The organism is Devosia sp. (assembly GCF_035944845.1).
Taxonomy (GTDB): domain Bacteria; phylum Pseudomonadota; class Alphaproteobacteria; order Rhizobiales; family Devosiaceae; genus Devosia_A.
Genome location: NZ_DASZAW010000126.1, coordinates 1 through 21,227, shown reverse-complemented (window position 1 = coordinate 21,227; position 21,227 = coordinate 1). Strand labels below are relative to the sequence as shown.

18 protein-coding genes are annotated in these 21,227 nt (G+C 66.8%); 4 read left to right on the top strand and 14 right to left on the bottom strand.

Annotation, left to right across the window (positions count from 1 at the left end; translation table 11 throughout):
* Positions 1 to 9: 9 nt before the first annotated feature.
* From edd to VGV07_RS24965, 4 genes are read right to left on the bottom strand one after another with little or no spacing between them, the layout of a single operon-like run.
* Positions 10 to 1,824, bottom strand: coding sequence for a phosphogluconate dehydratase (gene edd / locus VGV07_RS24980; protein ID WP_326871443.1), 1,815 nt, complete (start codon positions 1,822 to 1,824; stop codon positions 10 to 12).
* Between the two features lie 32 nt (positions 1,825 to 1,856).
* Positions 1,857 to 2,555 carry a 6-phosphogluconolactonase gene (gene pgl / locus VGV07_RS24975; RefSeq protein WP_326871442.1) on the bottom strand — a complete coding sequence of 233 codons (699 nt, stop codon included), beginning with the start codon at positions 2,553 to 2,555 and terminating at the stop codon, positions 1,857 to 1,859.
* On the bottom strand, positions 2,552 to 4,033 hold the full coding sequence (zwf, locus tag VGV07_RS24970) for a glucose-6-phosphate dehydrogenase (RefSeq protein WP_326871441.1): 1,482 nt from the start codon (positions 4,031 to 4,033) through the stop codon (positions 2,552 to 2,554). The genes pgl and zwf overlap by 4 nt, the downstream gene beginning before the upstream one ends.
* Before the next feature lie 59 nt (positions 4,034 to 4,092).
* Positions 4,093 to 5,019 (bottom strand): BadF/BadG/BcrA/BcrD ATPase family protein, encoded by a 927-nt coding sequence (locus tag VGV07_RS24965; protein WP_326871440.1) that lies wholly within the window; start codon positions 5,017 to 5,019, stop codon positions 4,093 to 4,095.
* A gap of 232 nt (positions 5,020 to 5,251) precedes the next feature.
* Here VGV07_RS24965 and cobU point away from each other — a divergent pair, with 232 nt between their 5' ends.
* Complete coding sequence (gene cobU, locus VGV07_RS24960; protein WP_326871439.1) at positions 5,252 to 5,809, top strand: bifunctional adenosylcobinamide kinase/adenosylcobinamide-phosphate guanylyltransferase; 558 nt, start codon at positions 5,252 to 5,254, stop codon at positions 5,807 to 5,809.
* Between the two features lie 164 nt (positions 5,810 to 5,973).
* Here the strand turns inward: cobU and cbiB are convergent, their stop codons facing one another.
* The gene (gene cbiB / locus VGV07_RS24955; RefSeq protein WP_326871438.1) at positions 5,974 to 6,930 is read right to left on the bottom strand and encodes an adenosylcobinamide-phosphate synthase CbiB; all 957 of its coding nucleotides are present in this window, start codon (positions 6,928 to 6,930) and stop codon (positions 5,974 to 5,976) included.
* Positions 6,931 to 7,144: 214 nt separating this feature from the next.
* The gene (locus VGV07_RS24950; RefSeq protein ID WP_326871437.1) at positions 7,145 to 8,593 is read right to left on the bottom strand and encodes a cobyric acid synthase; all 1,449 of its coding nucleotides are present in this window, start codon (positions 8,591 to 8,593) and stop codon (positions 7,145 to 7,147) included.
* 46 nt (positions 8,594 to 8,639) lie between these two features.
* Between VGV07_RS24950 and cobF the strand changes: the two genes are divergently transcribed.
* On the top strand, positions 8,640 to 9,395 hold the full coding sequence (gene cobF, locus VGV07_RS24945; RefSeq protein WP_326871436.1) for a precorrin-6A synthase (deacetylating): 756 nt from the start codon (positions 8,640 to 8,642) through the stop codon (positions 9,393 to 9,395).
* A gap of 156 nt (positions 9,396 to 9,551) precedes the next feature.
* On the opposite strand, the gene VGV07_RS24940 is transcribed toward cobF, so the two are convergent.
* The gene (locus tag VGV07_RS24940) at positions 9,552 to 10,883 is read right to left on the bottom strand and encodes a cobyrinate a,c-diamide synthase (protein WP_326871435.1); all 1,332 of its coding nucleotides are present in this window, start codon (positions 10,881 to 10,883) and stop codon (positions 9,552 to 9,554) included.
* A gap of 131 nt (positions 10,884 to 11,014) precedes the next feature.
* Between VGV07_RS24940 and VGV07_RS24935 the strand changes: the two genes are divergently transcribed.
* The gene (locus VGV07_RS24935; RefSeq protein WP_326871434.1) at positions 11,015 to 11,740 is read left to right on the top strand and encodes a cobalt-precorrin-6A reductase; all 726 of its coding nucleotides are present in this window, start codon (positions 11,015 to 11,017) and stop codon (positions 11,738 to 11,740) included.
* A 173-nt stretch (positions 11,741 to 11,913) separates the two neighbouring features.
* Here the strand turns inward: VGV07_RS24935 and cobM are convergent, their stop codons facing one another.
* The 7 genes from cobM to VGV07_RS24900 form a co-directional block, all read right to left on the bottom strand.
* The gene (gene cobM, locus VGV07_RS24930) at positions 11,914 to 12,696 is read right to left on the bottom strand and encodes a precorrin-4 C(11)-methyltransferase (protein ID WP_326871433.1); all 783 of its coding nucleotides are present in this window, start codon (positions 12,694 to 12,696) and stop codon (positions 11,914 to 11,916) included.
* A gap of 150 nt (positions 12,697 to 12,846) precedes the next feature.
* Positions 12,847 to 14,622 carry a precorrin-3B C(17)-methyltransferase gene (gene cobJ, locus VGV07_RS24925; RefSeq protein WP_326871432.1) on the bottom strand — a complete coding sequence of 592 codons (1,776 nt, stop codon included), beginning with the start codon at positions 14,620 to 14,622 and terminating at the stop codon, positions 12,847 to 12,849.
* A complete protein-coding gene (gene cobI, locus VGV07_RS24920; RefSeq protein WP_326871431.1) occupies positions 14,619 to 15,344 on the bottom strand; it encodes a precorrin-2 C(20)-methyltransferase in 726 nt (241 codons plus the stop codon). Before cobI ends, cobJ begins: the two co-directional genes overlap by 4 nt.
* On the bottom strand, positions 15,341 to 16,696 hold the full coding sequence (gene cbiE, locus VGV07_RS24915; RefSeq protein WP_326871430.1) for a precorrin-6y C5,15-methyltransferase (decarboxylating) subunit CbiE: 1,356 nt from the start codon (positions 16,694 to 16,696) through the stop codon (positions 15,341 to 15,343). Before cbiE ends, cobI begins: the two co-directional genes overlap by 4 nt.
* Positions 16,693 to 17,316, bottom strand: a complete 624-nt coding sequence (locus VGV07_RS24910) for a precorrin-8X methylmutase (protein ID WP_326871429.1) — start codon at positions 17,314 to 17,316, stop codon at positions 16,693 to 16,695. Before VGV07_RS24910 ends, cbiE begins: the two co-directional genes overlap by 4 nt.
* On the bottom strand, positions 17,313 to 18,428 hold the full coding sequence (locus tag VGV07_RS24905; RefSeq protein ID WP_326871428.1) for a hypothetical protein: 1,116 nt from the start codon (positions 18,426 to 18,428) through the stop codon (positions 17,313 to 17,315). The genes VGV07_RS24910 and VGV07_RS24905 overlap by 4 nt, the downstream gene beginning before the upstream one ends.
* The gene (locus VGV07_RS24900) at positions 18,428 to 19,732 is read right to left on the bottom strand and encodes a sirohydrochlorin chelatase (protein WP_326871427.1); all 1,305 of its coding nucleotides are present in this window, start codon (positions 19,730 to 19,732) and stop codon (positions 18,428 to 18,430) included. The genes VGV07_RS24905 and VGV07_RS24900 overlap by 1 nt, the downstream gene beginning before the upstream one ends.
* Before the next feature lie 306 nt (positions 19,733 to 20,038).
* Here VGV07_RS24900 and VGV07_RS24895 point away from each other — a divergent pair, with 306 nt between their 5' ends.
* Positions 20,039 to 20,941 carry a cation diffusion facilitator family transporter gene (locus VGV07_RS24895; protein WP_326871463.1) on the top strand — a complete coding sequence of 301 codons (903 nt, stop codon included), beginning with the start codon at positions 20,039 to 20,041 and terminating at the stop codon, positions 20,939 to 20,941.
* The last annotated feature ends 286 nt before the right edge of the window (positions 20,942 to 21,227 follow it).

The window sequence follows — 21,227 nt, the reverse complement described above, 5'->3', positions numbered from 1 at the left end:
GCGCCCTCCTCAGCCAAACACGCTCGCACCACGGTCCGCCGTGCCGACCAGCGCCCGGAAGCCGGCGAAGAGTTCGCGGCCCATGCCATGGTGTTCGCGGCGGAGATCCTCGGTCGCCGGAGTGCGGGAGAAGAACTCCTTCTCGTCGCCGATGAAGGTGAGCGTGCCCTCATTGGCATCGAGCCGTATCAGGTCACCGTCGCGGATCTTGGCGATGGCGCCACCATCGGAAGCCTCGGGGGTCATGTGGATGGCGGCCGGGATCTTGCCCGAAGCGCCGGACATGCGACCGTCGGTGACCAGGGCGACCTTGTGCCCGCGATCCTGCAGGATGCCGAGCTGCGGGGTGAGCTTGTGGAGTTCGGGCATGCCGACCGATTTCGGGCCCTGGAAACGGACGACGGCGATGACATCGCCGTTGAGCTCGCCGGACTTGAACGCCGCCTGCAGGCCTTCCTGCGTGTGGAACACCCGGGCCCTGGCTTCGACGACGCGGTTCTCGGGCTTCACCGCGGAAACCTTGATCACCGACTTGCCGATATTGCCGGACAGCACCTTGAGGCCGCCATTGGCGGAAAAGGCATCCTTGACGGGCGCCAGCACCTTGGGGTTGCCGGAGACCGCCGGTGACGGCTCGAAGCTGAGCTTGTCTTCCATGAGCCTGGCTTCCACGGTGTAACCCGAGAGTCCGGCGCCCCAGACCGTCTTGACGTCTTCATGGAGATACCCGGCCTCGAGCAGTTCGCGGATCATGAACCCCATGCCGCCGGCGGCATGGAAATGGTTCACGTCGGCAATGCCGTTGGGATAGACGCGGGCCAGCAGCGGCACGCCGCCCGAAAGATCCGACATATCCTCCCAGGTGACCTTGAGCCCGGCCGCGGCAGCGATGGCGACGAGGTGCATGGTGTGGTTGGTCGAGCCGCCGGTGGCGAGCAGGCCGACAAGGCCGTTGACGATGGCCTTCTCGTCGACGATGTGGCCGATCGGGGTGTAGTCATTGCCCTCGGCGGTGAGCGACAGGGCGCGCTTGGTCGCCTCGCGGGTCAGGGCTTCGCGCAGCGGCGTGTTGGGGTTGACGAAGCTGGCGCCCGGCAGATGCAGGCCCATGATCTCCATCAGCATCTGGTTGGAGTTGGCGGTGCCGTAGAAGGTGCAGGTGCCGGGCGAGTGGTAGGACTTGGCTTCCGACTCGAGCAGCTCGGCGCGGCCGACCTTGCCCTCGGCATAGAGCTGGCGAACCTTGGCCTTCTCGTCGTTGGAGATGCCTGTCGGCATCGGGCCGGCGGGGACGAACACGGCCGGCAGGTGCCCGAAGGTCAAGGCGCCGATCATCAGGCCAGGGACGATCTTGTCGCAGATGCCGAGATAGACCGCGGCATCGAACATGTTGTGGCTCAGCGCAATCGCCGTCGCCATGGCGATGACGTCGCGGCTGAACAGGCTCAAATCCATGCCCGGCTGGCCCTGGGTGACACCGTCGCACATCGCCGGTACGCCGCCCGCCACCTGCGCCGTGGCGCCGATCTGACGGGCCGCATCCTTGATGATCTCGGGATAGGTCTCGTAGGGCTGATGGGCGCTCAGCATGTCGTTGTAGGATGTGACGATGCCGAGGTTCAGCGCCTTGGAACCGGCGAGCTTGGCCTTGTCCGAGGGGGAGCAGGCGGCAAAGCCATGGGCCAGGTTACCGCAGGCGAGCGCCGCACGGTGCACGCCTTGCACCCGCGCGCCCTCGATACGATCGAGATACTCGCGACGCGAGGTGGCGCTCCGGGCCGCGATGCGGTCGGTGACTTCCTGGACGATCTTGACGACGGACATTTCATGCTCCTTGGGGGAGCGCCTAGCGGTTCCTAGGGGCTCCAGAAGATAGTCAGCGGTGTCTGGCTTTGACGCAGAATAGACCTGATCGGCATGTCCTCAACGGGACCATCCGACGCAGCCTTCTCCAACGTCGCCAGCTTCTCCTCCCCCTCGATATGCAGATAGAGCCCCGCGGCGTCGAGAAGGCGCCTGAGGACCAGTGTCACCCGGGGCTCCCCTGCCCCCGGCGCCCGGATGGCGAGAGCCGGCCCCTCGCCGGTCAGCGCCGCGGCGAGGTTGTCGCCGCCGGGAAAGAACGATGCGGTGTGGCCGTCATTGCCCATGCCGAGGATCACCACATCAAACGGCGTCGGCAGGGCGTTGACCGCCATGTTGGTGCGGGCGATGGCGGCGTCGGTGGGTTCGTCCCCACCAGTATAGAGCGGCACGAAATGCGCCGAGGCAGCCGGGCCCTGCAGCAGCTTCTCGTTGACCAGCAGCGCATTGGAACGGTCGTTGGTCTCGTCGACCCAGCGCTCGTCGACCAGGGTGACGGTGACCTTCTCCCAATCGATATCCTTGCGGCGGCCGAGCACGGCGAAGAACCGGGCCGGGGTCGACCCGCCCGACACCGCGAGCACCGCGTGACCGCGGGCGGCGATGCCGTCGTTCAGGTGTTCAGCGACAGTCTCGGCGAGAGCGAGCGCCAGATCTTCCTTGGTGCCGAAGCTGCGCCGGGTTGCGTTCAATGCCCATCCTCGTGCCAGGTGCGGCCGTCGCGCTCGATCAGGGCGATGGCGCCGGTCGGGCCCCAGGTGCCGGCAGTATAGGTCTGCGGGGCGTCGCTCGCCAGATCCCAGCCGTTGCGGATCGGATCGACCCATTCCCAGGCCGCCTCGAGCTCATCGCGGCGCATGAACAGGGTCTGCTGGCCGCGGATGACGTCGAGCAGCAGGCGCTCATAGGCCTCCGGAGTGCGCTCGGCAAAGGTCTCGGCGAAGCTGAGGTTCAGCGGGACCTCGCGCAGGCGCATGCCGCCGGGGCCCGGATCCTTGATCATCAGGAACAGCTTCACGCCTTCATCGGGCTGGATGCGGATCACCAGCCGGTTGGGCTTTGGTGCGCCCTGGGCATGGTCGAACATCGAGTGCGGGATGTTGCGGAACTGGATGACGATTTCCGAGGCGCGCGACACCAGCCGCTTGCCGGTGCGGATGTAGAACGGCACACCCGACCAGCGCCAGTTTTCGATCTCGGCCTTGATGGCGACAAAGGTCTCGGTGCGCGAGCCCTTCTTCTCCTCGGGCAGCTCATCCTGGTAGCTGGCGACGGCGTTGCCATCGACGCTGCCGCCGCGATACTGGCCGCGCACGGTGACGCGGCCGACATCGGCGCCGGTGATCGGCTTCAGGGAGCGCAGCACCTTGAGCTTCTCGTCACGCAGCGCATTGGCGGCGTCCGAGGCCGGCGGCTCCATGGCGACGAGGCAGAGCAGCTGGATGATGTGGTTCTGCACCATGTCGCGCAGCGCACCGCTCTCATCGTAATAGCCGCGGGTGCCGGCGCCGACCGACTCGGCGACGGTGATCTGCACATGGTCGATATGGGCGGAATTCCAGATCGGCTCGAACAGGATGTTGGCGAAGCGCAGCGCCAACAGGTTCTGCACCGTCTCTTTGCCGAGATAGTGATCGATGCGGTAGACCTGATCTTCCTTGAAGATCTTGGACACTTCGTCGTTGATCTCGATCGACGACGCGAGGTCGTGGCCGAGCGGCTTTTCGATCACCACGCGGGCGTCGCGGCGGTAGTAGCCCTTCTTGAGGATGTACTCGCAGGTTGGCCCGAACAGGTCGGGCGCAATGGCGAGGTAAAAGGCGCGCACCACCTTGGGGTCGTCGCGCAGGTTCTTCGAAAGATCGCCCCAATGCGCCTCGTCGGTCACGTCGTTGGGGACATATGTGAAGGTGCCGATGAAGCGGTCGATGGTCTTCTTGTCCTGGTAGGACTGCTCGACAAAGGTCTCGATCGATTCCCGCGCCAGCTTCCGGAAATCGGCGTCGGTCAGCTTGGTGCGCGACACGCCGATGATGCGGCTCTGCTCGTCGAACTGGCCATCCTTGAAGCGATGGTAGAGCGCCGGGATCAACTTGCGCTTGGTGAGGTCGCCGGTTGCGCCGAACACCACGTAATCGAAGGGCTGGACCGGGATGATACGGCTGGACACGCTCTTCAAGCTCCTATCGAGGTAGTTCATGGCAACTCAGTTCCCAGACGAAATTCTGCTCAGGCGAAGTTCTGCTTGGCAAGGATGACGGCGCCGTGCAGCGGCTCGTCGACGGGGCGGACGATGAAGTCGCCGTGGCGCTCGATCATCAGCGGATAGAGGCGGGTGCCGAAGCCGCCGACGGCGGCCATGCGGGTCACGCCGCGCGCCTTGAACCAGCGCACATAGGTATCGATGTAGCTCAACTCGAGCTCCATCAGCTCCCTGGCCACCGGATCGCCCTGCTCGTAATAGTCGAAGAACAGCGGGATCAGCGCGCCGAATTCGGCGGGAGCGCGGCCGAGCAGGGTCGACGGGGCGCCGTTGCCGGCCGGCATCGGCCCGCGCGGGTCTTGCGGGAAGGACCAATCCATCACCGCATCGACCGAGCCGCCGAGCTTGTCGATCACCGCCTGGGTAAGCGGCGACGCGGACAACAAGCCATCCGCAGCTTCGACCGAGCGGCGCACCAGTTCGCGGCCGAGGATGGCGCCACTCATCTGGTCGCCGATCTGGAAGCCCCAGCCGCCACACTGGTGGCGCTGGCCGTTGACCATGGCCAAGGCGGCCGAGCCAGTACCGACAATGATCACCGCGCCATCTTCGCCACCGTGGGCGCCGGCGCGGGCGATATCGATGTCGTCGTAGACGCGGACCTTGGCGAAGGGCCAGGGGCGCTGCTCGAAGGCGTCGCGCGCCGAAGGCAGGCGACCGCCGGCCATGCCGAAGCAGGCATAGGTGTTGGCGGCCTCGGCGATATCGATGCCCGCCTTCCGGAACACCTCTTTGGTGCCCTCGGTAATGGAGCGGAACGCCGGCTCGCCGGCTTCGATCTGCAGGTTCGAGCGACCACCGGCAGCGTCGGCCAGGGTTTCGAGGTTCTCGTTGGCGAGGCGGATGCGGCAGTTGGTGCCGCCACCATCCACCCCGAGATAGTACCTAGGCACCGAACGCGCACTCCTTCGCGACAACTAGTGGCTTGCCGACCCAGGAGCCCCCCGAGTCCGGCGCGGACCTTAATGCCAAAGGTTTCTAGACGAAAGTAGAATAAGCAAAGGAAAGCGGCTGGAAAGGTCGCTTGCCGCATGGCTCACATGCGGACAAAGTCCAGCACCGTGGGATCGAAGCGCCCCAGAGCGCATTGCTCCAGGGCAGAGAAGGACGGCGAGGAGGCAGCAAATGGGTCATGTTCTGGTGCTGGGCGGGGCGCGCTCGGGCAAGACCGGCTTTGCCGAGCGGCTGACGATGCGAGCGGGAACGCGGCCCGCCTACCTCGCTACGGCGCAGGCGCTGGATGCGGAAATGCGCGACCGGGTGGCGAGCCACAAGCAGCAGCGGGCGCAGGTTTTCGCCACCATCGAGGAGCCGATCCGGCTCAGCGCCGCTATCGTGCAAGCGGCCAAATCGCATGACGCGATCCTGGTCGACTGCCTGACACTGTGGATCACCAACCTGATCGTCGCCAACGAGAACGTAGCAGCGGCGGTGGATGAACTGCTGGCAACGCTCACGACGACGACCGCGGCCCGGGTGATCCTCGTCTCGAACGAAGTTGGGCTCGGGATCGTCCCCGACAACGCCATGGCGCGCATGTTCCGCGATCTCGCCGGCTCGGCGCACCAGCGGATCGCCGAGATCTGCGACGACGCCTATTTCGTGGTGGCAGGGTTGCCGATGGTGCTCAAAGGGTCGGCGCCGGAAGCTGAGGTGATCCAGCGGCGGGTGCATGAGGCTTGAGGGGTGCGGCAGTCGGCAGTCGGCAGTCGGCAGTCGGCAGTCGGCAGTCGGCAGTCGGCAGTCGGCAGTCGGCAGTCGGCAGTCGGCAGTCGGCAGTCGGCAGTCGGCAGTCATAGAAACTCCCGCACTGCCGGCTCGCTGTCTACTGCCTACTGCCGTCTCTCTCAGCTAGATAGTCGCCAAATCACCAGCGCCACCAGCATCGTCACCGCCAGCGTCAGGTTCAGCGTCACCGAATAGAGCTTCAGCGACAGATCGATGTCGCCGGCGCCGAGCTCGGCCCGTCCGTCGCCGAAGCTCGGCAGCTCCACCACCTCCCCGTCATAGCTGCGCGGGCCGCCGAGGCGGAAGCCGAGCGCGCCGGCCATGGCGGCTTCGGGCCAGCCGGCATTTGGGCTCTCATGCTTGTGCGCATCGCGCAACGCGGTAGACCAGGCTGCCTCCGGCTGCGCGCCCTTGAGGAAGAAGGCGCCGCCGGCGATCAGCAGCGCAGTGAGGCGCGCGGGGATCAGGTTTACGAGGTCATCGAAGCGGGCGCTGGCCCAGCCGAATTCGAGATGCCGCTCGGTCTTGTGGCCGATCATCGAATCCGCGGTGTTCACGGCCTTATAGAGCGCGATGCCCGGGAGCCCGAGCAGCAACAGCCAGAACAGCGGCGCGACCACGGCATCGGAGGTGGATTCGGCCAGCGACTCGATGGCGGCGCGGGCCACACCGGGTTCGTCGAGGGCTTGCGGATCGCGGCCGACGATGTGGCTCACCGCGGTGCGACCCTCGGGCAGGCTGCGGCGGAGCGCAGCAGCAACGAAGCGCACCGCGTCGCCGAGCGCCTTCTGCGCCAGGAAGGCGGAGGCGAGTATCGCTTCGAGGATAAAGCCATAGGGGATGAGGTGGCAGAGCCAGGCGATGGCCACGGTGACGAGGCCGGTGGCGGCGAGCAGGATGATAAGCGCCAGCACGCCCTTGGCGCGGCGATTGACGTCGCGGTTCAGTCGCAGGTCGAGCAACGAGATCAGCTTGCCGATCCACATCACCGGGTGGCCGATGCGGGCAACAAGACTGTTGGGGTAGCCGACGAGGCGCTCGAACAGTAGAGCCAGCGGTGCAAGCAGGGCGTACATCAGGGCAACCCACCGACGCCCGCAGTCGGGATGCCCTCTCCCGCTTGCGGGGGAGGGGGAACCACGCGAAAGCGTGGTGGGAGGGGGGTGCCCCACGCGGTGATCGTGGGCGGATGAGGCAAGGCCGGTGTATGCCGCTCCCCCCTCCCACCAGCCTTTCGGCTGGTCCCCCCTCCCCCGCAAGCGGGAGAGGGAGCCCGACTGCGGCTGTCGCTCATCGGGCCAACTCCAGCAGAGCATCGAGATCGAGGTGCCGTTCGAGATGCGCCGCCAGTGCATCGAGCGTCGCGTCGATCGTCGTCTGATAGGCCAGGCTCGATGTCGCAGCCGCCGAACCAAGGAAATTGCGGCGGAAGCTGTCGGCGGCGAACAGGCCGTGGAGATACGTCCCCATCACCGTGCCGTCGGCGCTCACCGCGCCATCGGCGGCATCGCCGATGCGGGCGAAGGGGCGCTCGAGGCCGCGGCCGCGGGTGACGCCCATGTGCATGTGATAGCCGACCAGCGGGTCACCGGTCAGGGCGAACGTCGCCTGCTCGACCCTGAGCTCCTTGGTCGGGCCGAGGACGGTGTCGACGTCGAGGAGGTTAAGGCCGGCCGAGGTACCGACGACGCCTTCGAGGCCCAACGGGTCGAACACGGTGTGGCCCAGCATCTGGAAGCCGCCGCACAGCCCGAGCACGCGGGCGCCAGCGCGGTGATGGGCGAGGATATCGATGTCCCAGCCATACTCGCGCAAAGCCGCGAGGTCGTTGCGGGTGGCCTTGGAGCCGGGGAGGATGATCAGCTCGCCATAGGGCAACGGGCGGCCAGGCTGGACGATCTCGAGGCTGACACCGGGCTCGAGGCGCAGCGGATCGAGGTCGTCGAAGTTGGAAATGCGCGGCAGCCGCGGCACCACGATGCGATAGGCGCCCCGCCTCGGCGTCTGCTGTTCCTCGAGCGCCAGTGCATCCTCGGCCGGAAGGTTTCGCGCGTCGGTGAACCAGGGGACCGGACCGAGACAGGGGACGCCGGTGCGTTCGGCAATGAAATGGCGGCCATCCTCGAACAGGCTCGGATCGCCCTGGAACTTGTTCACCAGCGTGGCGGCGATCAGCGCGGCATCAGCAGGGTCGATGACCGCGAAGGTGCCGACCAATGCGGCGATGACACCGCCGCGCTGGATATCGCCGGCAAGGATTACCGGGAGATCGGCGGCGCGGGCGAAGCCGAAATTGGCGATGTCGTTGCCGCGGAGGTTGACCTCGGAAGCGCTGCCGGCGCCCTCGACGAGGATCAGGTCGGCGCCAACCGCAAGTTCGGCATGGGCAGCCAGCACCTGCGGCAGCAACTCACCGCGCTTCTTCCAGTACTCGCGCGCCGCAAAGCTGCCGACGCGCTGGCCGCGCAGCACCAGTTGCGAGCCGGTCTCACCCTCTGGCTTCAGCAGCACCGGATTCATGGCGGTGACGGGGTCGCGGCGGGCGGCGCGGGCCTGCAGCGCCTGGGCGCGGCCGATCTCTCCGCCATCGGCGGTGACGGCGGCGTTGTTGGACATGTTCTGCGGCTTGAACGGCGCCACCCGCAACCCGCGATTGGCATAGGCGCGGCAAAGCCCGGCGACCAGCAGCGACTTGCCGACATCGGACCCGGTGCCCATGAACATGAGGGATTTCGCCATGCCCGCCGTTCTAGCCGCTGACGCCATGATCCGATAGGGAGGATGGATGCGCACCATCCTCGTCATCGGCATCGGCGCCGGCAACCCGGACTACCTGACGCTCCAGGCGGTCAAGGCGATGAACCGCGCCCAGGTGTTCTTCATGCCCGACAAGGGCGAGGAGAAGGCCGGGCTCAATGCCATCCGGCTGGCGATGCTCGAGCAATTCGTCACCGGGCCGCGCTACCGGCTGGTGGAGTTCGCCATCCCGTCCCGGCGGAAGGCCGAGACGCCGGACTACCGCGACAGCGTCAAGGAATGGCGCGACAAGCTGGAAGTGGCTTATCGGCGGATGTTCGCGGAGTTGTCCGAGGATGGTGTCGGGGCGTTCCTCGTCTGGGGCGATCCGGCGCTCTATGACGGAACGCTGCGTATCCTCAAGGACATGCAGGCAGCGGGGTGGGAAATCGCCATTGAAGTCATTCCCGGCATCTCGGCGCCGCAGGCACTGGCAGCGCAGCACCAGGTGACGCTCAACCGGGTCGGCGAGGCGGTAACCATCACCACCGGGCGTCGGGTGGGCGAAGGCGAGGCGGACGGGCTGAGCAGCGCCGTGGTGATGCTCGACAACCACCAGGTGTTCCGGCGGTTTGCAGCAGACCAGACGGAGATCTTCTGGGGCGCCTATCTTGGGACAGCAGACGAGATTCTCGTTGCCGGCCAAGTGTCCGAGGTCATGGACGAGATCGATGTGAAGCGCCGCGAGGCGCAGGCGCGGAACGGCTGGATCATGGACACGTACATGATCCGGAAGCCTGAGTAGCCCACCTAGCCGCCGGTGGTTGTCGACCCCCACCCCTGTCCCCTCCCCCTAAACATGGGGAGGGAGACGCATACCTTGATGTCGGTGTTTTGGTCTCCCTCCCCTTTCTTAGGGGGAGGGGACAGGGGTGGGGGTCAGCCTGCACCAGCGCCTGATCTAGGGCCGAGACGCCACGTCAATGACATGCGCATACGACCCCAGCACCCGCCCCTGCACCAAACCCATCGGCGGCAGCGCCTCGCCCAGCGCATCGGTGGCGCTGAACAATGGCGTGCCATGGGTCTTGCGGGCCGATGAGTAGTGGAACTCGTGACCGGCGAGGTGCTGCGGGAACGGCAGCGGGCTCTGGTGCACGAGGCGGCGGTAGCCGAGAACCCGCTTGGGGCGGTCGATGCGGGTCTCGTGCGGCAATAGCCCGGACATCGGATAGGTCGCACCGACTTTGTCGGTGAGGCTGGCGCCCAGCACCATGAAGCCCCCGCACTCGCCGTAGATCAGCGCCGAGCGTTCGGCGCTCGCCCGCAGGCCGCGCATGAAGTTTTCGGCGGCGGCCAGCCGCGCAGCGTGCAGTTCGGGGTAGCCGCCGGGGAGGAAGACGGCATCGGCGGCTGGGTCCGGGGCCTCATCGGCGAGCGGCGAGAAGAAGCTGAGGCTGGCGCCCGCCTCGCGCCAGTCGGCGAGCCAATGTGGGTAGAGGAAGGCGAAGGCATCGTCGCGGGCGATGGCGATGTGCTGGCCGAGGGGAGGAAGGCCGGCGCGCGGTGCTATCCCCTTCCCAACCGCTCCCACAAGGGGGGAGGTGCCCGCCGGCGTCAGCGAGGACGACAGGGACAACAACCGATTCAGGTCGACATAATCCTCCATCGCTTCGGCGGCGGTGGCCACCACCGTATCGAAACCGGCGATCTCGCCGGGGAGGACGAGGCCGAGGTGACGGTCGGGGAGTGCAAGGGCTTCACGTTTGGGGATGACGCCAAGCAGCGGGATATCGACGGCGCTCAGCGCGGCCCGGAGCATCAGTTCGTGCCGGGTGGAGGCGGCGCGGTTGACGATCAGGCCGGCGACTTTAACCTCGGGCCGCCAGGTGGCAAAGCCGTGGGCGAGGGCAGCGATCGACTGCGATTGCCGTTCGGCATCGAGCACCAGGATCACCGGCAGGCCGAGCGTCGCCGCGAGATCGGCGGTGGAGCCGCGGCCGTCGGCGGCGCCATCGAACAGGCCCATGACGCCTTCGACGAGGAGCAGGTCGGTCGCCGCGGCGTGGCTCACCGCAAGATCATGCAGGCGGCTTGGCGACATCGCCCAGGGATCGAGGTTGATGGCAGGGCGACCGGCGGCGCGGGCGAGGATGGTGGTGTCGATATAGTCGGGGCCGGTCTTGGCCGGCGCGACGCTCAAGCCGCGCCGGTTTAGCGCCGCCAGCAGTCCGAGGGTAAGCGTCGTCTTGCCCGAACCGGAGCGGGGAGCGGCAACAACCAGGCCATTCATCCGGCCACCTGAAGATTATGCTGCAAAATCTTGGGACTAGCGGTTAAGATAGAATTATCGCAACCAGACCGGGGGGTACTGGTGGCGCCGCGTCGGCATAGCCGGGCGCCGGACTTGGGGAAAGCGAATAGATGAAGATCCTGATCCTCGGCGGGACCGAAGAGGCTCGGCAACTTGCCGCGCAACTGACCAAAATGGGCCATGCCGTGACCACGTCGCTGGCCGGCCGGACCAGCGAGCCGATGCTGCCGGCGGGCGAGGTGCGCATTGGCGGCTTCGGCGGTGGCGACGGGATGGGCAACTACATCATCACCGAGCGTTTCGACCGGATGGTGGACGCGACGCACCCCTATGCCGAGGAGATCAAGCGCAACGCCGTGCGGGCCGCGGAACTGGCGGGGCTGCGGCTGGTGCGGCTGACCCGGCCGGCCTGGAGCGAGCCGCAATATGCGTTCTGGAAGCATGTGGCGAACGCTGAGGAAGCGGCAGCAAGCCTTCCCAAGGGGGCGCGGGCCCTGCTGACGGTGGGACACACGCAGCTCGATACCTACCTCAAGCGCACCGATTGCAGCTTCGTGGTGCGCTCGATCGAGCCGCCGGAAAAGGAACTGCCGGTCAACGCCACGTCGCTCCTCGCGCGACCGCCATTCTTCTTTAATGGCGAGTTCCAGATGATGCAGGAGCAGGGGATCACCCACCTGATCTGCAAGAACTCCGGCGGAGCGCAGACCGAGGCTAAACTGCAGGCAGCTTTGCGATTGCGGCTGCCGGTGTTCATGATCGCCCGGCCACCGTTGCCACCAGCGCACGAGGTGCCGACGGTGGGTCAGGCCATTGCAGCGCTGAAGCTGGTGTGAGCTCGCTGAGAGGCTGGTGCGGGAAGTGTACCCCCCACCCTGTTCCTCCCCCGCAAGGGGCGAGGTGACGTGCGCTCGCAAGTCTTCGTTCCTCACCGATCGTGGTGTTGGCGTCTCCCTCCCCTTTGCGGGGAGGGGACAGGGGTGGGGGTCGGCGAGCACCGACCTCGCCATCATCCCCCAGCCCTCAGCTTTTTCTTGCCCGCGTTGCGCAGCACATGCGCAAAACTCTCGTCATAGAGTTTCGACTCGCGGAAGCGCGTTTCGCCGAGAACGCGGCCGACGAGAATGAGCGCCGTGCGGGTGATCTTTTCTTCGCGCACCCGGGCTTTCATCTGAGAGAGGGTGGTGAAGATCACCTCTTCGTCCGGCCAGGTGGCGCGGTAGATGATGACCACCGGACAGTCGGCGCCGTAATTGGGGGTGAGCGCCGTTTCGACATAGCCCAAGTTGCGGATCGACAGGTGGATGCAAAGGGTCGCCTTGCTCTGTCCCAGGATCTCGAGGCTTTCCGATTCCGGCATGGCCGAGGCCTTGCCCGAAGTGCGGGTGAGAATGATGGTCTGCGAAATCTCCGGCAAGGTCAGTTCGGCGGCGATGCGGGCGGCGGCGCCGGCGAAGGCGGGAACGCCAGGGACCACCTCGTAGGGGATGTCGAGTGCGTCGAGCCGACGCATCTGCTCTGCGACCGCGCCATAGATCGAGGGATCGCCGGAATGGACACGCGATACATCCTTGCCGGCATCATTGGCTTTGATGATTTCGTCAATGATCTCGTCGAGATGCATCGGCGCGGTGTCGCGGACCAGCGCACCTTCGGGGGCGGCGGCAACGATCTCGGCGGGTACCAGCGAGCCGGCATAGAGGCAGACTTCGCAACGCTCGATGAGCCGCTGGCCGCGCAGCGTGATGAGATCAGGCGCGCCGGGGCCGGCGCCGATGAAATAGACGGTCATCTTTTTCCAGAGTTGAAGAAGGCCCCCTCACCCGCCGCTGCGCGGCGACCTCTCCCCCAAAGGGAGAGGTGGCGAGGAGGTTGGATCGTGCCCCAGCTCACCTCTCCCTGGGGGGAGAGGTCGGCCGCAGGCCGGGTGAGGGGGCCTTGTTTAGGGAGCATCCTGCGCCCCCTTGGCCGCATAGCCGCGCGGGGTGTAGGCGACGGTGCCGGCGCCACGCTGGAAGGTGCGGGAGGTACTGGAGCCGATCATCACGATGGTCAGCATATCGATTTCGGTCGGATCGAAATCGGCCAGCCGGACGACGCGGACTCTCTCGGTCGGGCGACCGAGGTTGGAGCCGATGATCACCGGCGTCGAGGGCGGTCGATGGCCGAGGAAGATGTGCTTGGCTTCCTCGATCAGGTCGGTGCGGCGCTGTGAGCGCGGGTTGTAGAGCGCGGTAACGAAATCGGCGCGAGCGGCGCCGTCGAGCCGCTTCAGGATATCCTCGCGCGGGGTCAGGAGGTCGGAGAGCGAGATGCAGCAGAAATCGTGTCCGATCAGCGCCCCGGCGGCGGCCGACGCGGCCTGGAAGGCGGAGATGCCGGGATGGGTCTCGAGGTTGACGCGCCGCGCCACCTCGGAGACAGCGCGTGCGCCAGTGGCATCGAGCAGTTCGTAGGCGAGCGCCGCCATGGCGTAGATCTGGGCGTCGCCCGAGCAGACCAGCGACACCACCTTGCCCTCGGCGGCGAGCTCGAGGGCATGGCGGACGCGGCTCTCCTCCTCGCCCAGGCCATAGCGATGCTCGTCCTGGCCGCGGCGGAGGTCGGCGACGAGATCGAGATAGAGCTCGTAGCCGACCCAGTCAGTGCTCTGTTCGAGCGCATTGACGGCTGCGGCAGTGCGCGAAACGGCTTCGCCCGGGCCGATGCCGACGAGGTGCAGCACGCCGGGGCGGCGACCGAAGGTTGCGGGGTCGATCGGGCGCAGCGCCTTGCCGATGGCGCAGGTGGCGCGGTCGGACTTGAGCTTGTCGACGACCAGCGCGCCGGCCTTGAGCGCGGCGGCTTCGGCGACGCTCGGGGTGCCGACGGTCTCTTCGACGTAGTCGGATGGGGATTTGAGGCGGTAGCGCTCCTGCAGCAACTCGGCCGACGAGAACAGGCGCAACGGCACCTTGAAATGCCGGGCCGCCTCGAGCAAAGCCGGCTCGTCCGCCTTGATGTCGATCGAAGCGATGGCGACGAGACTTTCGGGCGCGAGGTTCTGCTGGCGAAGCGCAAAGTCGATGAGGCCGATGACTTCCTCGGCCTCGGCGCCACGCTCGCAGCCGACACCGGCCACCAAGGTCTTGGGGTGATAGACAACGCCGCGCTCGATCCGGAGCTTCTGTTCGGTGACCAGCACCTTGACCGCCCCCATCGAAGAGACCGGGTAGCCGGCCTCGGCGAGGAACGGCGCTTCGCCTTCGATCTGCAGCTTGGCGCCCAGCAGCAGCGCCATCATGGCGGGTTTGGCATCCTGCGGGGTGCCGAGCACCCAGCCCTGTGGCGGCTCATCGAGGCTATGGAGGAACTTGCTGTCGGACGCCGTGGTGATGGCGGGGTGGCCGCCCAGTTCATCGGCCAGTTCGCGCGCCAGCCAGTTGGCGCCGCGATGGCCGCCGAGCAGCGGCACGATGCTGGCGCCGCCGAGCGATACGGCGAGTACCGGCGGCTCCTTCTGCTTGTTCTCGAGGCTGGAGGCGAGGAGGCGGATCAGGATGCCGGCGGCGCAGACGCCGATGATCGGGCGCCCCTCGGAGAACAGGCGGGGCAGGAGCTTGAGCGCATCGGCGCCGCCCTGCCCGCAGGTGTAGATCTCGCCACCGGTCGCCTCGGCAATACGGGTGGCGGTATCGAGGCCGGTATCGGCAAAGATGATGATGGCGGGGGTGGTCATCGGCCGGCTCCGGCGGTTACGCCCCAGGCCTCGGTGCCGCGATAGCAGAGGATAGTGGAAAAGTACGGTCGCTCCTCATGGGCGAAATCGGCGAGGCGGGTGATGCGCTGGCGCGTGGTGGTCGCATGCTCGACCACCACGGCGCCCTCGGCATGGCCGGTCTCGGCGAGCAGGGTGCGGATCCGATCGAAGTGGCGGCCGACCTTGATGATGGCGGCGACCGGGGTGGCGGAGAGCTCGGTGCGGAGCGTGGCGTCGTCGAGCGGCGCCGGCAGCACCTTGAGCATTTCGTTGCGCGCTGCCAGTGGGCGGCCTGCGACGGCAGCGGCGGCGGTCAACGAAGTGATGCCGGGGACGATCTCGACCGGGGCATGCGGGCCGACCCGGGCCACCAGGTACATGGCAGAGCCATAGAACAGCGGGTCGCCTTCACAAAGCCAGGCGACATCGCGGCCGGCGCGGAGATGGACGAGGATGGCTGCGGCGGCGCCGTCATAGGCCGCCTGGGCGGGGCCGCGCTCCACCGCCATCGGGATGGCGATCGGCAGCCGTTCGGCCGCGGCATTGAGGTGCGGGGTGGCGATCTCGAGCGCCAGGGCCGCGTCCTCGCCGGTGGTGGGATAGGCAATGACGGGGATGGCGCCGAGCAGGCGGGCGGCCTTCAAGGTCAGCAGCTCGGGATCACCCGGGCCGACGCCCACGAGGTACAGAATGCCGGTCACGGCGTCACCACGAGGCCATGCATTGCCTTGGTGACCAGCCATTGCGTCACCGCCATGCGCGGCTTGAAGGCGCGATGGCCACCGACGCGATCGAGCACGGAGATCTCGATGCGGCTCAGCTCGCCGCCCAGTTGCAGGTGGCGCGAATAGAGCGCGTGTTCGGCATCGAGGGTGACAGCATTGGCGACCAGCCGTCCGCCGGGTTTGAGGGCGCTCCAGCAGGCATCGAACAGATCGTCATTGCCGACATCACCGCCCATGAAGATGGCGTCGGGCGGAGGCCTACGGCCAAAGGTCCCCGGAGCCTCGCCGCTGGCGATTTCGAGGTTGGGCACGCCGAGCGCCGCGGCGTTGAGGGCGATCATCTGCAAGCGCTCACCCTCGCGCTCGAAGGCGATGGCCTTGGCGTCGCGAGCAGCGCGCATCCACTCGATGGCGATCGAGCCCGAGCCGGCGCCGACATCCCAGAGCAGCGCGCCAGGGAACGGGGCGAGCTTGGCCAGTGTTGCGGCGCGCACTTCGCGCTTGGTCAACTGGCCATCGGTGACGAACACCTCGTCGGGCAGGCCGGGGGTCGGCGGCAGCAACGGCGCGGTGAAATCGGGGACGCAGTCGATGGCGAGAACGTAGAAATCCTCGACCTCGCGGCTGTTGAAGCTTTCGGCCTCGTCGGAGGTGATCTTTTCTTCGGGGCCGCCGAGATTTTCGAGGGTGGTGACGAGGCTGCGGCCGTAGCCGCGATCGACCAGCAGTTCGATGGCAAGGTCGACAGTGGTGTGATCGGCGGTCAGCGCCAGGATGCGGTTGCCGGGCAGCAGATGCGGATGGAGCGTCTCCACCGCACGGCCGTGCAGCGAAACAGTCGCCACCGATTGCAGCGGCCAGTGCAGCCGCGCCGCGGCGAGCTGGAAGGCCGAGGGGTGGGCGTGGATGACGAACTCGGAGGGCAGCAGGTAGCGGGTCAGCGTGGCGCCGATGCCGAACCACATCGGATCGCCCGAGGCGAGAATAACCGTGGGGGTCTCGCGCAGCGCCATCACCTGCTCGATCATGCTTTCGAGCGGGGGCTCCCATTCGATCAGGGTGCGGCCATCGGCATAGGTTGCGGCGGGCGAATGGTCGGGCTCCTCGCCGGCGAGGGCGCGGGCGACGGCCTCGAAGCTGCGCTTGGTGACGAATTCGGGGTTGAAGAGGTCGGCGCTGGCACTGGGCCGGGTCACCGGCTCGAGATCGGCAAGCAGGCGGGCCGGTCCGATGACGGTGTCGGCGTAGCTGAGCAGCAGCTTGTAGGAGGCCGGCAGCTCGCTCGGCCCCCGCTCACCTACCCCGACGATGTGCAGCCAGGCGGTCATGCGAGGTCTTTCGAAATGGCGTTGAAGGCGGCGCTGGCAATGGCCGAACCACCGCGGCGCCCGCGCACCGTGAGGAATGGCATAGAAAGCCGGTTGGACGCGAGCAAGGCCTTGCTCTCGGCCGCCCCCACGAAACCGACCGGCGCAGCGATAATCGCCGCCGGGCGTGGCCCGCCGGCCCCGATCGTCTCGATGAGGTGAAACAATGCCGTCGGGGCGTTGCCGATGAGCACGACCGCGCCGGCAAGATGGGGGCGCCAGAGTTCGACGGCGGCGGCGGAGCGGGTGGTGCCGAGGGAGCTGGCGAGCGCGGCGACCGTGGGATCGTTGAGCGTGAGGATGAGCTCGGTGGCTTCAGGGAGGTGCCGGCGGATGATGCCCGAGCGGACCATTTCGCAATCGCAGAGGACCGGGGCGCCGGCGCGCAGCGCATCCTGAGAAGCCGCGACCACGACGGGATCGCCGACGATGTCGGCTGCGAGATCGACCATGCCACAGGCGTGGATCATGCGGATGGCGGCGGCGCGGAGCTCGGGCGCGAGCGCCGACAGGTCGGCTTCGGCTTCGATGGTGGCGAAGCTCTGCGCGTAGATGGCAGCGGGATCGCGGAGGTAGTTCATGGGGCGCTCTGCAACCGGGCGAGCAGCGCCTGGTGGCCGGCGCCGGCGATCCAGCCTTCCTCGGCAATGAGGACGGCGCGTTCGTCGGCAGTCAGTCCGGCGGGCGGGCTTAGGAAGGTTTCGAGCAGACCGGCGCGGTCGAGCTCGGCAAAACGACTGGTGGTGACCTCGACCTGGGCGCGGTCACGCGGCAGGCCGTCGGCCACGCTGACCGGGAACAACGAGGGATAGATTTCGGTGATGGTGATAGGCCTGCTGAGGTCGGCGGCGAAGGCCGTTTCGAAGGGCCAGACGGCGATGTCGGCGGCAAGGCGCGGATCGGCACGCAGGGCCGCGAGGCGCGCGATGCCAAGCATGGCCTGGCTGCCGACCGAGCCGACGCCGGTCAGTTTCCACACCGGCTGGGCGCTGCGAACATAGTGCTCTGCCACCCGCCGCTCAGGGAGATTGGCGTAAGCCGCGGTCGGGCGTTTGGCTCGCAAAGCGGCGTAGCTGTGCTGGTGCGGGTGGCCCCAGAAATGCGGACCGTCGGCAAGCCGATGGTTGATCGCTTCGGCGAGCTGGAAGCGATTGGAGCGGTTGTCCGCGCTGTCGACGACGGTGCTGGCCAGCGTTGACCAGAGCTGCAGCCATGGTGGCTGATCGCCCGGTAGACGGGCTGGCGCGGGAAACGCACCCCTACCCCCGTCCCCTCCCCGCAAGGGGGAGGGAGACGCTCTCACTGCCGCCAGTGTTCCGGTCTCCTCCCCCCCTGCGGGGGAGGGACAGGGTGGGGGGGATTCTTCGCGCGCCGCACCATCCGTTGGCCGTTTGCCCTGCACGGTGCCGGCTGGCGGGTGGGCGAGATCGAGGGTTGCAGCGGCGATAGCCGTCGCGGCGCCACGCGGATAGCCGAAGACGAAGTCGAAGCCGAGCATAATGCGTTCGCCGCGCTGGCGGGCAGCCAGCAGGCGGGTGGCGATCTCTGCCATCGCGGCGTGGCGGGTCGGCGGGTTCAGGCTCGGCACTCGGCCCTCGGGACCGAGTTCGCCGATCCAGATCGAATCCTTGCCGCGCTTCGGCGTATTCGCCGCCGACCAATCCACCGCGATGTAGCGATCGAACAGCGGCATCAGCTCTCGCTGTCCTCACGCGCCAGGCGACCCGGAACCTTGGGGAGGGTCAGCGGGCCGAGCGGGTGATCGGCGTGCGGATAGGGGTGGTGGTGGTGGTCGGCGTGATCGTGATGGTGGTGCGCGCCGTCGCCGTGGTGATGACCGTGATCCTCGGGGTAGCCGTGATCGTGGCTGCCGCCGAGGCGGATCACCGGGAAGGCCGGGTTGGCGACCAGCGCGTGCCGCGCCGCCGGGGCGTGAGTGTGCGGATGGGTATGCGGATGAGCGTGCTCGTGACCGTGGTCATGCCTTTGGCTGTGCCCATGATCATGGGAATGGAGCGGCGTCCAGGGCAGGTTGTGCTTCAGGCAGAAGGACTCGTCGCGGCACGATGAATCGCAATCGCCCTTGCAGGGGCAGTTTTCCAGCCCGCCGCCGATGCCTTCGACGTGATGGTGGTGGCTCTCCTGCTTCAACCCGACCTCAGCCTCGAAGCCCAGCACCTGCTCGCGATACTTGCACATGGCGCAGTTCATCAGGTTCTGGCCGACCAGCATTTCCTGGATGCGATCGAGGAAGGTCTCGACCACCAAAGGATGGTCGTTGAGGTAGGGGGCGTTGAGGAACTCGATGTCAGGGTACCTGGCCGCCGCCTCGTCGGCGGCATCGTAGATGCGCTTGACCAGCACGCCGGTGAACAGGAAATACGGGAAGACGATGATGCGGCGGTAGCCGAGCTTCACCGCATGATCGAGCGCCGGGGCCACCAGCGGAAAGGTGACGCCGGAATAGGCGACCTCGCCCCAGCCAAAACCCATGCCTTCCCAGAGCAGCCGCATCACCTTGGCGACATTGGAATTGGCATCGGGGTCGGAGGCGCCGCGGCCGACCACCACCAGCAGCGTCTCGTGGCGCGGCACCTCGTGGGGCGAGGCATCGATCGCCTGCTGGATACGGTCGCCGGCGGCGCGCAGCATCTTCAGGTCGACACCAAGCTCGCGGCCATAGGTGATCTCGACATCCTTGCCGGCGGCATAGGTGTTGAGCACGGAGGGAATGTCGTTCTTGGCGTGGCCGGCAGCGAACAGCATGCCCGGCACAGCGAGGACGCGTTTGGCGCCACCGGCCCGCAATTTGTCGAGCCCCTGATGGATCACCGGATTGGCGAACTCGAGATAGCCATACTCCACCGGGACGCCGGGAAGGCGCTCGCGCAGCCGCTCGGCCAGCACCGCGAACTCGCCGACGGCGAGCTGGTTACGGCTGCCATGGCCGCAGAGCATTACGGCGGTGTCCGCCGGCAGGATCAGGGATTTGTTCATCTCGCCTCTGTTTTGCACAAAGGCAGAGTTCGCTTTTCGACCAACCAGCAGCCCCGGATTTGGTCCCCGATTTGGGTCGACCGCACCAGGCGTGAGTTTCAGTCCATCAAGGAACGCTGCGCTATCAATGGGTTGTAGTGAGGGGCCCGTAGCGGGTCAAACGATTCCCCGTTGCCCAGTGGCTCGGGTCGGACGGAAAAGTCTGCAACTTTTCCTGCCCTCGCTTGCCCAGATGCGAACGCTTCTCAAAATCACATGCAAATTCAGTGACTTGTCAGCGTGCGAGGGCTCGTCTATTGGCCGCTGATGGCAAGCGGCAATTCAAATCTGGCGGTGCGCGTCGCCTATGGCAGCCTCGCGATCGGCATGCTGGTGCTGGCGCTGAAGGGCTATGCCGCCTGGGCGACGGGCTCGATCGCGCTGTTCTCCGATGCGCTCGAAAGCGTGGTCAACGTGGTGACCGCCATCGTGGCGCTGATCGCGGTGCGGCTCGCGGCGCGTCCGGCCGATGCCAGCCTGCCTTATGGCTATTACAAGGCCGAGTATTTTTCCGCGGTGGTGATCGGCATCTTCATCGCGGTGGCGGCGCTGCTGATTTTCCGCGAGGCCTATTATGGCTTCATCAACCCGCGCGAGTTCAAGCTCGATCCGTTGGGCCTCAGCGTGAGCGTGCTGGCGACGGGCATCAATGCCGGCTGGGCCTGGTGGCTGTCGCGGCGTGGCCGCGAGGAGCAGTCGCCGGCGCTGATCGCCGATGGCAGGCACCTGTGGACCGATGTGGTCTCGACGCTGGGCGTGCTGATCGGCGTGCTGCTGGCGGCGGCGACCGGCTTCGTGCAGCTCGACGCCATCCTTGCGGCGCTGGTCGGGGTGGCAATCCTGTGGTCGGGCTGGGAACTGATCAAGCAGAGCGTCATCGGGCTGATGGACGTGGCCGTGGAGCCCAGGCTCCTCAACCAGATCCGCGAGATCATCTCGGCCAATGCCGATGGCGCGATCGAGGCGCACGATATCCGCACCCGGCAGGCGGGGGCGATGACCTTCATCGATTTTCACCTGGTGGTGCCCGGCACGATGAGCGTCGAAGCAGCGCACGCCATCTGCGACGGCATCGAAGCGAAGCTCCGCGAAGCGGTGGAGCGGGCGCAGATCACCATCCATGTCGAGCCCGAGAACAAGGCGAAGCATTCGGGCATCGTGGTGGTGTGAGGGCCGAGCCATCGCACCCTCCAAGACCCCCTCTCTTGCAAAATCTAAGGCTTAGCCAAACGGCTAAACCTAAGATTTTGCTTTCTCCCCCGCCAAGGGGGAGATGATCCGTGCCTTCCACTTGCGCCTCAGTATCAGTCGGGCCTCTCCCCCTTGGCGGGGGAGAAAGCGAAAACTTGGGCTTAGCGAAGCTAAGTCCTTAGTTTTCGCAAGAGAGCATCTGTGTTCTCGGTCAAGCTGTTTTGGGCTGAGTAGGCTCCCATAGGCGGTTCTGCGTGAGCAGGGC

Coding starts and splice junctions, on each gene's coding strand:
- edd (WP_326871443.1), bottom strand. CDS start 1,824: ATGTCCGTCGTCAAGATCGTCCAGGAAGTCACCGACCGCATCGCGGCC.
- cobU (WP_326871439.1), top strand. CDS start 5,252: ATGGGTCATGTTCTGGTGCTGGGCGGGGCGCGCTCGGGCAAGACCGGC.
- cbiB (WP_326871438.1), bottom strand. CDS start 6,930: ATGTACGCCCTGCTTGCACCGCTGGCTCTACTGTTCGAGCGCCTCGTC.
- VGV07_RS24950 (WP_326871437.1), bottom strand. CDS start 8,593: ATGGCGAAATCCCTCATGTTCATGGGCACCGGGTCCGATGTCGGCAAG.
- cobF (WP_326871436.1), top strand. CDS start 8,640: ATGCGCACCATCCTCGTCATCGGCATCGGCGCCGGCAACCCGGACTAC.
- VGV07_RS24940 (WP_326871435.1), bottom strand. CDS start 10,883: ATGAATGGCCTGGTTGTTGCCGCTCCCCGCTCCGGTTCGGGCAAGACG.
- VGV07_RS24935 (WP_326871434.1), top strand. CDS start 11,015: ATGAAGATCCTGATCCTCGGCGGGACCGAAGAGGCTCGGCAACTTGCC.
- cobM (WP_326871433.1), bottom strand. CDS start 12,696: ATGACCGTCTATTTCATCGGCGCCGGCCCCGGCGCGCCTGATCTCATC.
- cobJ (WP_326871432.1), bottom strand. CDS start 14,622: ATGACCACCCCCGCCATCATCATCTTTGCCGATACCGGCCTCGATACC.
- cbiE (WP_326871430.1), bottom strand. CDS start 16,696: ATGACCGCCTGGCTGCACATCGTCGGGGTAGGTGAGCGGGGGCCGAGC.
- VGV07_RS24910 (WP_326871429.1), bottom strand. CDS start 17,316: ATGAACTACCTCCGCGATCCCGCTGCCATCTACGCGCAGAGCTTCGCC.
- VGV07_RS24905 (WP_326871428.1), bottom strand. CDS start 18,428: ATGCCGCTGTTCGATCGCTACATCGCGGTGGATTGGTCGGCGGCGAAT.
- VGV07_RS24900 (WP_326871427.1), bottom strand. CDS start 19,732: ATGAACAAATCCCTGATCCTGCCGGCGGACACCGCCGTAATGCTCTGC.
- VGV07_RS24895 (WP_326871463.1), top strand. CDS start 20,039: ATGGCAAGCGGCAATTCAAATCTGGCGGTGCGCGTCGCCTATGGCAGC.